This window comes from Streptomyces sp. PKA51, assembly GCF_057552455.1.
In genome coordinates this window covers 16,452-27,763 of the sequence record NZ_BAAJPZ010000036.1, presented here as the reverse complement: position 1 = coordinate 27,763, position 11,312 = coordinate 16,452, and the positions used below count along the sequence as shown (strand labels likewise).

General features: G+C 74.1%; 13 protein-coding genes. 6 read left to right on the top strand and 7 right to left on the bottom strand.

Going from position 1 to position 11,312, the window contains the following annotated elements; genetic code table 11:
- Positions 1 to 305: hypothetical protein (locus AC27L3_RS28880; protein WP_487237009.1), on the top strand; the 305-nt coding region annotated here is incomplete at its 5' end.
- 133 nt (positions 306 to 438) lie between these two features.
- Here AC27L3_RS28880 and AC27L3_RS28875 read toward each other — a convergent pair.
- The 3 genes from AC27L3_RS28875 to AC27L3_RS28865 form a co-directional block, all read right to left on the bottom strand.
- Positions 439 to 2,046, bottom strand: coding sequence for an amidase family protein (locus AC27L3_RS28875; protein ID WP_487237008.1), 1,608 nt, complete (start codon positions 2,044 to 2,046; stop codon positions 439 to 441).
- Between the two features lie 47 nt (positions 2,047 to 2,093).
- Complete coding sequence (locus AC27L3_RS28870) at positions 2,094 to 2,555, bottom strand: GNAT family N-acetyltransferase (protein WP_487237007.1); 462 nt, start codon at positions 2,553 to 2,555, stop codon at positions 2,094 to 2,096.
- A 131-nt stretch (positions 2,556 to 2,686) separates the two neighbouring features.
- A complete protein-coding gene (locus AC27L3_RS28865; RefSeq protein WP_487237006.1) occupies positions 2,687 to 3,640 on the bottom strand; it encodes a LysR family transcriptional regulator in 954 nt (317 codons plus the stop codon).
- A gap of 116 nt (positions 3,641 to 3,756) precedes the next feature.
- Between AC27L3_RS28865 and AC27L3_RS28860 the strand changes: the two genes are divergently transcribed.
- Both AC27L3_RS28860 and AC27L3_RS28855 read left to right on the top strand, forming a co-directional pair.
- Entirely contained in the window at positions 3,757 to 4,677 is a 921-nt protein-coding gene (locus AC27L3_RS28860; RefSeq protein WP_487237005.1) for a zinc-binding dehydrogenase, read from the top strand.
- A gap of 29 nt (positions 4,678 to 4,706) precedes the next feature.
- Positions 4,707 to 5,117, top strand: a complete 411-nt coding sequence (locus AC27L3_RS28855; protein WP_487237004.1) for a nuclear transport factor 2 family protein — start codon at positions 4,707 to 4,709, stop codon at positions 5,115 to 5,117.
- Between the two features lie 54 nt (positions 5,118 to 5,171).
- On the opposite strand, the gene AC27L3_RS28850 is transcribed toward AC27L3_RS28855, so the two are convergent.
- Positions 5,172 to 5,780 (bottom strand): hypothetical protein, encoded by a 609-nt coding sequence (locus AC27L3_RS28850; protein ID WP_487237003.1) that lies wholly within the window; start codon positions 5,778 to 5,780, stop codon positions 5,172 to 5,174.
- A gap of 175 nt (positions 5,781 to 5,955) precedes the next feature.
- Entirely contained in the window at positions 5,956 to 7,506 is a 1,551-nt protein-coding gene (locus AC27L3_RS28845; RefSeq protein ID WP_487237002.1) for an FAD-dependent monooxygenase, read from the bottom strand.
- A 93-nt stretch (positions 7,507 to 7,599) separates the two neighbouring features.
- On the opposite strand from AC27L3_RS28845, the gene AC27L3_RS28840 reads away from it, so the two are divergent.
- A complete protein-coding gene (locus tag AC27L3_RS28840; protein WP_487237001.1) occupies positions 7,600 to 8,112 on the top strand; it encodes a MarR family winged helix-turn-helix transcriptional regulator in 513 nt (170 codons plus the stop codon).
- A gap of 30 nt (positions 8,113 to 8,142) precedes the next feature.
- Here AC27L3_RS28840 and AC27L3_RS28835 read toward each other — a convergent pair whose 3' ends face one another.
- Positions 8,143 to 8,799, bottom strand: coding sequence for a hypothetical protein (locus AC27L3_RS28835; RefSeq protein ID WP_487237000.1), 657 nt, complete (start codon positions 8,797 to 8,799; stop codon positions 8,143 to 8,145).
- Between the two features lie 98 nt (positions 8,800 to 8,897).
- On the opposite strand from AC27L3_RS28835, the gene AC27L3_RS28830 reads away from it, so the two are divergent.
- Both AC27L3_RS28830 and dmpI read left to right on the top strand, forming a co-directional pair.
- The gene (locus AC27L3_RS28830; protein ID WP_487236999.1) at positions 8,898 to 9,809 is read left to right on the top strand and encodes a LysR family transcriptional regulator; all 912 of its coding nucleotides are present in this window, start codon (positions 8,898 to 8,900) and stop codon (positions 9,807 to 9,809) included.
- 122 nt (positions 9,810 to 9,931) lie between these two features.
- Positions 9,932 to 10,114 (top strand): 4-oxalocrotonate tautomerase DmpI, encoded by a 183-nt coding sequence (dmpI, locus tag AC27L3_RS28825; RefSeq protein ID WP_365968652.1) that lies wholly within the window; start codon positions 9,932 to 9,934, stop codon positions 10,112 to 10,114.
- A 175-nt stretch (positions 10,115 to 10,289) separates the two neighbouring features.
- Here the strand turns inward: dmpI and AC27L3_RS28820 are convergent, their stop codons facing one another.
- Entirely contained in the window at positions 10,290 to 11,249 is a 960-nt protein-coding gene (locus AC27L3_RS28820) for a helix-turn-helix domain-containing protein (protein ID WP_487236998.1), read from the bottom strand.
- Between the last annotated feature and the right edge of the window lie 63 nt (positions 11,250 to 11,312).

The following is an 11,312-nucleotide window of genomic DNA, read 5'->3' as shown; positions in this document are numbered from 1 at the left end:
CCCCTCCGGCTCACCCTGCGCCCCACGGGCGCTACCGGGCGCTGTCGTCCTTCTGGACGATTCCGGCGGGGCGCAACGGTCGCTTGGGCGGTCCACTGGAGGGGATGTCCACCCGTAGGAAAGGAAGCCCCGTGGCCGAGCCCGAGAAGAAGCGCAAGAAGCTGTCCGACAACGCCGAATTCCTGCTGAGCGGCATGCCCAGGGCGGAAAGGGAGCGGGCGCTGCGCGAGAAGACGCCCGAGGAGCTGGACAAGGCTGGGGCGGAGGTGCGCAGCGCCCTCGCGGAGGATGACGAGCGGCGCTGAGCGGCGGGCCGGGCGCCCCGTAAGGGGCGCGGGGCGCTGCACAGCCCACGGCGCCCCCTAGGGGCGCGGGGAACTGCGCGACAAGCCACCACGCGCCCGCAGACGGCGCGCTGCATGATCCGCCGGACAGGCCCTAGCCGTCGGTCCCGGTTGTCGGCAGGTAGCGCGGTGCCCGCCAGGCGTTCAGGTGGTGTTCCACGGCGGCGCCGAGGGACAGCAGCCCCGCGTCCTGGTGGTCGCCGGCCAGCAGGAGGACGCCGACGGGGAGCTCGCCGACGGAGCCGGCGGGTACGGACAGCGACGGGTAGCCGGCCACGGCCGCCGGGGTGGAGGACGGGATCACGTCATTGTCGCCGCGGGCGCAGTCGGTGGTCCAGGCGGGCGGATTCGCCGGTGAGGCGATGGCGTCGAGGTGGTGGGCGGCCATGGTCTCGTCGATGGAGCGGCGGGAGAGGTCCTTCAGCTCGGCGCGCATCGCCCGGTACCGCGGGCTGGTGGTGGGCGGCGCGGCGAGGGCCTGTTCGAACAGTTCCTGGCCGGCGAAGCAGGTCCGCTCCGCCGGGTGGGTGCGGTTGAACTCGATCAGTCCGGCGAGGTCGCGCGGGCCGTTGCGGGTGGGGAGGTAGGTGTCGATGTCCCGGTGGAATTCGCTGAGCAGGGCGGGGAACTCGAGCTCGGCCAGGCGTTCCTGGTACGGGAGGGTGACCTCGACGACCTCGGCCCCGGCTGCGCGCAGTTTCTGCGCCGTACGGGTCATCACGGCGTCCACCTGTGGGCCGAGGGCGGGCAGGCGCCACAGGCCGATCCGCCGCCCGTGCAGGTCGTGCTGCGGGGCGGGGGCGGGTGCGGGGCGTGCGGCGGCGTCGTCGGTGAGCACCGAGAGGGTGAGGGCGGCGTCGGTCACGTTGCGGGCCATGGGGCCCGCGGTGTCCTGTTCGGCCGAGATGGGCACCACACCGGCCCGGTCGACCACGCCGAGGCTGGGTTTGAGTCCGACCACGCCGTTCATCCCGGCCGGGCAGACGATGGAGCCGTCCGTCTCGGTGCCGATCGCCACCTGTGCCAGGGACGCGGCCAGGGCGGCGGCGGATCCGGCGGACGATCCGCAGGGGTTGCGGTCCAGGACGTACGGGTTGTGGGTCTGTCCGCCGACGGCGGACCAGCCCGATGTGGGCTTGGCGGCGCGGAAGTTCGCCCATTCGGACAGGTTGGTCTTGCCCAGGATCACGGCTCCGGCCCGGCGCAGCCGGGTCACGAGGGCGGCGTCGGTGGCCGGCGGGCTTCCCGCGAGGGCCAGGGAGCCCGCCGTGGTCGGCAGGTCGCGGGTGTCGACGTTGTCCTTCAGGAGGACGGGGATGCCGTCGAGGGGGCCGAGGGTGCGGCCGTGGCGGTGCCGGGCGTCGCTGGCGGCCGCTTGGCGCAGGGCCGTGGGATCGGTGCGCAGGACCGCCCTGATCCGGGGGTTGATCTCCTCGATCCGCCGCAGGTAGGCGGTGGTCAGCGCGGAGGAGGTGAGCGAGCCGCCGGCCATGCGGGCCTGCAGCTCGGGGATGGTCACCGTGTCGAGGTCGATCCCGGCCGGGCCGTGCGCGCCCGCCGAGGGCGGGCCGGCCGGGCCGGGTTCGGTGGCGTGCGCCCGCGGGCCGGCCGGCGCGCCGGTCCAGACGGCTGCCGCCGTCAGGGCGGCGATCAAGGTGGCGGTGGGTCGGGCCGTACTCCTCGCAGTTCTCTTCTTCCCCATGGGGCACAGCGCACTACAGGTCGGCTCCCCCGCGCAAGGGTGCTGCCTCACGGCTCCCGGTACAGGGACAGGCACACCATGTCGGCCTCGAAGCCGAGCGAGCGCCAGAACCGGTGGTCGTCGTGGGCGGCGGCCCCCGACAGGTAGCGGACGGTTCGCGCCCCTTGTGCGACGAGCCAGTCGGTGGCGGCCCGGGCGAGTGAGCGGCCCGTGCCCTGTCCGCGGTCGCCGGGGACGACGTACAGGGCCTCGATCTCGCCGAGGAGTCCGGGCAGCAGCCCGTCGCCCGTGCTGATGCGGCCGTTCACGAAGCCGGCGAGCCGGCCGCCGGGGTGCACGGCGACGAGACAGAACGCGTCGCGGTGCCACGCGGACGCGGCGAGCATCCGCGAGACGTCGCGGCGCGCCCGCTCGGTGAGCGGACCGCCGTCCCCGATCTCCCGGCACATGTGGTCCCACAGGGTGCCGGCGGCGTCGCCTTCGCTCTCACAGATCCGCCTGATGTGCATGTCTTGATGGCTTCCTTCCGTTTCCGTCGGGTGGATCGGGTGCGGGAACGGAAAGGAGCGGCGGGGCCCGGGGCCGCGGGGCGCGGCGGGCTCTCTAGCGTCAACCTGGCATGCGGTCATCGTAGGGAACGTCAGGCGGGGGCGGTAGTGGCGAGTTTGGGGTGGTCGGTGTCGGGGAGCCAGTCGCGCTCGGGGTCGTAGTCCAGCCAGCGCCGGGTGCGTCCCGCGTCGGTGAAGCCGCGCAGCAGGGTGTCGAGGAGGGGGTGGCGATGGGACTCGCGCCAGGCGAGCGACCACGCGTACAGCGGGGTGGGGGCGACGAGGGGGATGCAGCGCAGGCCGCCGGGGTCGGGCAGGGGCGCATCGGCGGGGAAGAGCGTGAAGCAGGCCGGGTCGCTGCGCACGTGGTGGACGAGGTGCTCGGGGCCCAGGTTGGGCCCGTCCTGGCGGCGGGCGATGCGGAACTCGTCGGCGAAGCGGCGCAGGAAGTCGAGCCGGGTCAGTTCGGCGGGGCACCACAGGGTGCTCTCGCGCAGGTCGGCGGGGCGCAGTTGGGCCGCCCCGGCCAGCGGGTGGGTGGCGCTGACGACGGCGTCGACGGGTTCGAGGCGTACGAGCCGCTGGGCGAGCCCCGCGTCGTGGCCGCCGGGCAGCGGGTGGACCCGGCCGAAGCCCAGGTCGGTGTCGCCGCGCAGGAGGGCGGCCGCGGCTGACGGCCAGTCGCGTGCCGGGCCCGGTTCCACGGCACCGAGCGCCTGCACCGCCTGGGCGACGGTGCGCAGGGGCGCGTACAGGTGGCCCCATACGTCGATGCGTACGGCTCGTCCGGTCTCCAGGGCCGCGGCGACGGCGCGGTCGCCGGCGGCGAGGGCTTCGCGGGCGGCCGGCTCGAAGCGCCGGCCGGCCTCGGTGAGCCGGATGCCGCCGTCGCGTTCGAACAGCCGGACGGTGAGCAGCGACTCCAGGCGGGCGATGCGTTTGGAGTGGGCCTGCTGGCTGGTGTTCAGCCGTGCGGCGGCGCGCCCGAAGTGCAGCGTCTCGGCGGTCGCCACGAATGCGCGGACCAGTGCGAGGTCGAGGTCCATGCCGCTGACCTTATGCGACAACTGCGCGTTGTCGGCCGGGGGGCTCGGTTGTTGGCCGGCGGGCGGCCCGCCCGGGTGGGATGTCGTTCAGGCACCACGAAGGAGGCGGACAGGCAGTGAAAGCGCTCATACCGACGGGGGATCCCGCCGAACCGGTCGTCCTGGCCGACGTTCCCGAACCGACGCCGCGCCCGAACGAGGCGCTGGTGAGGGTCGAGGCGTTCTCGGTCAACCGGGGCGAGACGTTCAAGCTGGAGGCTCCGCTGCCCGGCGACCGGCCGGGCAAGGACGTGGCGGGGCTCGTCGTGCAGCCTGCCGCCGACGGGAGCGGGCCCACCGGCATCGCGCGGGTCGTGGCTCATCCCATGGCGGGCGGTTGGGCGGAGTTCGTGGCGGTGCCGACGGACGCGCTCGCGGTGCTGCCGGACACGGTCTGCGCGGTGCAGGGAGCGGCGCTGCCGCTGGCGGGGATCACCGCGCTGCGACTGCTGCGCGCAGCCGGGCCGGTGGCCGGGCGGCGCGTGCTGCTGACCGGCGCGTCGGGCGGCGTCGGCCACTACGTGACCGAGCTCGCGGCCGCCGCCGGGGCGGAGGTCACCGCGGTGACCCGCGACGCCGGACGTGGGGCGCGGCTCCTGGAGCTGGGCGCGGCGGAGGTCGTCCACGATCCGGCGGACGCGCACGGTCCGTACGACGTCGTGCTGGAGTCGACCGGTGGCCGGGCCCTGCCCGCGGCCCTGGCCCGGCTCGGCCGGGGCGGCACGCTGATCTGGTTCGGGCAGGCCAGCCGGATGCCGGTGACGCTCGACTTCTTCGACTTCTTTTCCGGGCCCGAGTCGGCCGTCATCCGCCACTTCCACTACCTGGACCCGCGCGGCGGGCTCGGCGACGATCTCGCGACGCTCGTCCGGCTGACGGCCGCCGGCCGCCTGCACCCGGAGATCGGCCGCGTCGCCGACTGGGCCGCCACCGCGACCGTCCTGACCGATCTGCGCGAGCGCCGCATCCGCGGCAAGGCCGTGCTCACCCTGTCCTGAACGACCCGAACCCCTGAAGGAGACCCATCATGACCATGACCACCGACCCCAGGACCGTCGTCGTCCGGTACGTGGAGGCCGTCCGTGACGGCGACGCGGACGTCATCCGCGACAGCTTCGCGGAGGAGGCGACCTGGCACTACCCGGGCGACCTGCCGGTCTCGAAGGTGTGGCGGGGGCGCCGGGCGATCGTCGAGGAGTTCCTGGGCGGCATGGGGCCGGCCTTCGTTCCCGGCACCCTGGAGATCGAACTGCTCGGCACGATCGCCGAGGGCGACCGGGTGGTCGCCGAGTGGACCTCGAAGGCCCGTACCGTGCGCGGGGACGCATACGACAACCGCTGCCTCGGCATCTTCACGGTGCGGGAGGGCAGGATCGTCTCGGTCGTGGAGTACGCCGACACCCGGCACGTGGCGGCGGTGCTCTTCCCGGAGGGCTGAGGGGGGTGCGCCCCGCCGGCGCCCGGTGGGCCGCGCCGGCGGGGCGAGGGACGGTCAGGCGCGGACCGTGAGCCACGCTCCGAGGCCGTTGCAGCCGCCTGCGGAGTAGGTGGTGCTGCGGTAGCCCGGCGGGATGGGCGAGCCGGGGCAGGTCCAGATGCCGTTGCGGACGAGCTGGTGGTACCAGGCGCCGATGCCGTCGCAGCTGGTGCGGTTGTAGCCGGTGGTCACGTAGCCGGGCGGGATCGGCGAGCCGGCGCAGGTCCAGCGGCCGTCACGCGCGAGCTGGTGGTACCAGGCGCCGATGCCGTTGCAGCCGAGGTGGCTGTAGTTGGTGATGACGTAGCCGGAGACGATCGGCGAGCCGGAGCAGGTCCATATGCCGTCCTTGACCGGCTGCTGGAACCAGGAGCCGAAGCCTCCGCAGCCGTTGCGGTCGTAGTTGGTGATGACCCATCCGTCGGGGACGGGTGCGCCGGAGCAGGACCACTTGCCCTCCCCCCGGGCCACGGCCGTGCCGGTGGCGGCGCCGGTGAAGGCGGTGGCGGCCAGGACGACGGCGCCGACCGCCGCGGCGATCCTGCTGCGGAGCGTTCTGGTCGTCGGCTGCGTGTCCCCGCCGGAACGCCGCAGGTTCCACAAAGAGCGGAATTTACCGTTCATTTCCCACCAGTCCTGTAGTCATGCCCATTTCATGGCTGTCGGCGGTAAGAACACCGGACGGCGGCCGAAAAGTCATCAGGTGGGACACGGGTGTGAGAAGATCATCACACTCGGTGAAACGCCCCTTCGCATGGCGTGAACATGCTAGGGGCGGTCGTGCCGTGCGTCGCCGTGTTCAGCGGTCCAGGACCGTGCGCAGGGCGCGCTCGACGTCACCGGGGTCGCCGGTGGCGGCGGTGCGCCAGGCGACGATCCCGTCCGGGCGCACGAGCACCGCGCCGGAGGGGGTGACGCCGTGGGCCGGCGCCCAGGGGCCGTCGAGGTCGGGGACGGCGACGGGCAGCTGCAGGCGTTCGGCCGCGGCGAGGGCCGCGGAGCGCCACGCGGGGTTGCCGGTGAGCAGGACGAAGTCGCGGCCGTACAGGTCGCGGGTGGACGCGCCGTCGGCCAGGGCGACGTGGGGCGCCCGGGTGCCCGGGCGGCCGCCGGGCGCGGCGGGGTCCTCGAAGAGCGGCGCATCGGCGGGGCCCGGGCCGGTGCCGGGCTCGTCGGTGAACGCGCCGGCCGGGCAGCGGTAGCCGAAGAGCAGGCGGGCGGGGTCGATGCGCTCGGCCACGGTGTCGTCGGCAAGGTGGGGTGCCGCGCGGTGGACGAGATTGGCGTACTGCTGCTCGACCAGGAACTCCGCGAAGGGCCGCCGCTCGGCGTCGTGACTGGCCAGCAGGCCGGGCCCGGCCTGGCCGCGGACGGTCGCGGCCAGCTTCCAGGCCAGGTGGAAGCCGTCCATGACCGCCGTGTTGCCGCCCTGACCGCCCGTCGGCGGCATCAGGTGGGCGGCGTCCCCCACCAGGTGCACGCGGCCGTCGGCGCTGGAGAAGCGGTCCGCGATCCGGCAGGCGGTGGACCATCGCGTGCGACCGATCAGCTTCACGGCGAGGTCCGGCACGCCGGTGATCAGGCGGATCACCTCGCACGCGTGGTCGTCGTCGCGCACGTGCCGGGCGACGGCCACGTAGCGGCCGGGGGTGTCGGTGGAGACGAACATGCCGGAGCCGCCAGGCAGCTCGGGGTTCTGCAGGTAGTGCATCTGGACGGCGGCGCCGTCCAGGACGGGGTCGAGGGACGCCTCGAACAGCAGGCTCGTGCTCTCCTCCAGGACACCGCGCCCGTGCGCGCCGATGCCGGCGGCCTCGCGCACCCCGCCGCGGTGCCCGTCCGCGCCCACCAGGTACGCGGCGCGGACCTCGTACGTCTCGTCGGTGGCCAGGTCGCGCAGGACGGCCGTGACGCCGTCCTCGCCGACGGCGAACGACTCCATGCGGGTGCAGAAGCGTATCTCCGCGCCCAGTTCGGCGGCGCGGGCGGCCAGCAGGGGCTCGGCCCGTTCCTGGCTCACCAGGCCCGTCGGGGCGGGCGAGAAGCGGCCGAAGTCGGGCAGGGCCTCGGTGAAGCTGTGCAGCACCCGGCCGGTGACACTGGTGGCGATGACGATGGTCATCTCCGGCCGGCCGGGGGGCGCGGCCGCCCGGAAGCCCTCCGCGAGACCGGCCGCGCGCAGCGCCTCCATGGTCGCGGGCATCTGGCCGCGCGCCTTGGGCTCCCGCGAGGTGCCGGGGTGGCGCTCGACGACCAGCGCCGGCACGCCGTGGAGGCCGAGGAAGACGGCGGTGGACAGGCCGCCGAGCCCGGCTCCGACGATCAGGACAGGGGTGGACCGACTGTGCACGGGTGCCTCCGGCAGCTCTAGACTAGTCCCAGTGAGCGGATATTCCGGAACATCGAAATATCCGATGGGTCGAGATATAGAGGAGGCGGGGCCGTGGTGTCAAGGCGGAGCGATCGGCACGAGGGGGCCGGGCGCGCACAGGAGCCGGTGGCGGCGCTCGTCGAGCAGCTGATGACGGCCCTGCGCGACCAGGCCAGCCGCGGCCTGATGCTGCACGGGGCCGTGGCGGAACGGTTCGGCCTGAACTTCACCGACCTCAAGTGCCTCGACCTGCTGCGCAGCGAGCAGGAGCTGACGGCCGGGCGCATCGCCGCGGCGACGGGCCTGAGCACCTCGGCCGTCACCACCGTCCTCGACCGCCTGGAGCGGCGGGGCTTCGTCGAGCGCCGCCGCGCCCCGGAGGACCGCCGCAAGGTCGTCGTGGTCCCCACCGGCCGGCACGACGCCGAAATGCAGCACCTCTTCGCCGACTTCGGCGAAGAGGTGGCGGCCATCCTGGGCGACTACGACGCCGACCGGCTGGCGTTCTTCCTGGAGATCACACGCCGCCTGGACGCGGCGGCCCGCGAGGCCACCGTCCGGCTCACGGAAGGCGGCCGGGCGTGAGCACGTGATGCGCGGGCTGCTCCCTGGCCGCTACTCCTTGGCCGCGCAGATCACGTCGTAGGGCCTGCCGATGGAGAGGGTCAGCTCCATCGGCTCGGTGGTGCCCGAGGGGCACTGCGACCGCTGCTTGACCAGGTCCAGCACCTTGTAGGCGTCCGGCCCCGACGGCGAGCACGGAACCTCCTTGGCCGTAGAGGTCACGCAGTCGCCCTTGACCAGCTGCCCGCCGCCGGCGCCGGGATCGCCCGGGTGGCTGCCGGACAGGTTGCGGCCGCACAGCGTCTTGGTGGGAATGCCCCCGCCCTTGCTGTCCTTCGAGCCGAAGGACACGCTCACCTTCACGATGAGGTCCGTACCGCCCGGGCACTGCACCGAGTTGGGCAGGAAGGTGCCCTCCTTGACCTCGATGGCCTTGAACGTGGCGTGCCCGTCACTGCAGTCGTACGGCTTGTAGCCGTCCGGCGCGCGATCGGGGTCCGGTCCCCCGCAGTCGCCCACGGCCCACTCCCCCTTGTCGTGGGTGGCCGAGGAGGAGGGCGAGGCCTTCCCGGGCTTGTCGTGGTCGCCGAATATCTTCGACGCCCCGTAACTCAGGCCGAGCACCACCGCCAGAATGACGAGGACCGGCAGGCATCCCGCCCGTCGTCGCTGGGGCGCGGCCGGTCCCGTACCGCCCTGTTGGCTCATGGTTCATGTCCTCCTGGCTTCGTGTGGAAGCCCTTAGCAGTACCAGACGTCCCGGAGAATCGATCACGCAGACCGGTGAACGATCGACAGGGGGAAGCGTGGAGCTGCGCCAGTTGCGCTATTTCGTGACCGTCGCGGAGGAATTGCACTTCGGGCGGGCGGCGGAGCGGCTGGTGATCGGCCAGCCGGCCGTCAGCCAGCAGATCCGCCGGCTGGAGCGGGAGTTGAAGGTCGAGCTGTTCGACCGGACGCCGCGCACGGTCCGGCTCACCGCGGCCGGTGAAACGTTCCTGCCCGCCGCTCGTGCCGTGCTGGCGGCGGAGGAGCAGGCCCGGTCCGTGGCCGCGGACCTCGCCGGCGGACGGCACGACGTCTTCCGGCTGGGCACGGTCACCGGCCTCGGGGACCGGCTCGACCGCCTCTTCGACGCGTTCGCGCAGCACGCCCCGCACGTACGCGTCGAGCTGGTCTCCGTCCCGGTGCGCGAACGGCTCGCGCGGCTTGCCGACGGGCGGCTGGACGCCGCCCTCGTCCGCGGCGCGGCGCCGGACGGCGGCGAGGGCGCCGGGCTGCTCCGCCGTCCCCTGTGGGACGAGGCGCTGGTGGCGGCCGTACCCGCCCGACATACGCTCGCGCAGCGGGAGGCCGTCGGGCTCGGCGACCTCGCCGGGCTGGCCCTGTGCCTGACCGAGCGCCGCAACCACCCCGCGCTCGTCGACCTCGTCCTCGACGGCTGCCGCCGGGCCGGGTTCGCGCCCGTCCCGGGGCCCGCGACCAGCAACCTCCAGGACACCCTCGCCGCCGTCGGCTCCGCCTCCTCCCCCTTGTGGACCGTGGTCTACGAGGGCAACGCCCGCCGTCTGCGGGTGCCGAGGGTGGCCTTCGTGCCGTTCGCCGGCCGGGGGCTGCGGCTGCCCGTCGAGCTGGCGGTACGGGCCGGGGCCCGCACGGCGCCGCTCGTCGCGGTGCTGCTGGCCGCTCTGACGGCCCCGGCCTGCGACGATCAGTGATCGTGATCGCTGCGAGAGCGATCCGGGTCTGGGTCGGCCCGGGCCTGACGGGGTGAACTGTTGTCCGAGGGCGGAACGCACCGGAGTGGCCGGTGCGGCGCCCGGGACCACAGGAGAATCTCATGCCCATCGTCACCATCCAGCAGGGTCCCCGCGACATCGAGCTCAAGCGCGAGCTGGTGGCCCGTGTCACCGACGCCTTCGTGGACTCGCTGAAGATCCCGGCCGAGGCCGTGCAGGTCTGGATCCAGGAAGTGCCCGCCGAGAGCTGGGGCGTGGCGGGCCGCCTCACCGCCGACAAGTAGGCCGACAGGCAACCGAGCGGGGCACCGCACGGGGCACTGAACGGGGCACCAGGGGACGGTGACCGGATCACGGTTGCCCGGGGCCCGGGCCGGCCCGGCGCGTCCGCGGCCGGCCCGGCCGGGGGCGCCGCACCGCCGGCCCGGCCGGGGATGCCGCACACCGGTGCACGACCCGTCAGCCGTCGAGCTTCCTAGGCGTCTGACGGAAGGTGCGCCGGTAGGTGTCCGGGGGGACGCCGAGCGTCCGGGTGAAGTGGCGGCGCAGGGTGGTGGCGGTGCCCAGGCCGGTGGCCGTGGCGATCGCGGCCACAGTGGCGTCGGTGGTCTCCAGGAGCTCCTGGGCCCGGTGGATCCGCTGGGTCAGCAGCCACCGCAGGGGCGTGGTGCCGGCGACGGTGCGGAACTGACGGACCAGGGTGCGCGGGCTCACGCTCGCCCGCCGCGCCATGTCCTGCACCGTCAACGGCTCGTCGAGCCGCTCCAGGACCCAGGGGAAGAGGGCCGCGAGGCAGTGCCGGCGCTCCTCCGGTACGGGGGTGGAGACGAACTGGGCCTGGCCGCCGGGCCGGTGCGGGGAGACGACCAGCCGGCGGGCGAGGGCGTTGACGGTCGCGGAGCCGTGGTCGAGGCGCACCAGGTGCAGGCACAGGTCCATGGCGGCGGCCTTGCCGGCGGAGGTGAGCACCCTGCCGTTGTCGACGTAGAGCACGTCCGGGTCCACCTCCGCCCGGGGATGGCGGGCGGCCAGGGCCGCGGCGTGCGCCCAGTGCGTGGTGGCCCGCCGTCCGTCCAGCAGTCCGGCGGCCGCCAGGACGAACGCCCCGGTGCACAGGGAGGCCACGCGCGCCCCGGCGGCGTGCGCGGCGCGCACGGCCTCGACGAGGTCGGCGGGCGGTTCCCCGCCGGGGTCCGCGACGGCGGGGACGATCACGGTGTCGGCGTGCACGAGCGCGTCGAGCCCGGCGTCGGGCTCCAGGCGGAAGCGGCCGCCGACGCCCACCGGTCCCGGGCCGCACACGGCGAAGCGGTACCAGGGATCGGCGAGGTGGGACCAGTCGGTGCCGAAGACCTCGCAGGGCGTGGCGAGTTCGAAGTGCGGGACCCCTTCGGTGACCGCCAGGGCGACAGTGTGCACGTCCGAAAGTGTATGCGCCGTGGCATTCCTGCCACTCACCGCCGCGGTCCGCCGGCGGCACGA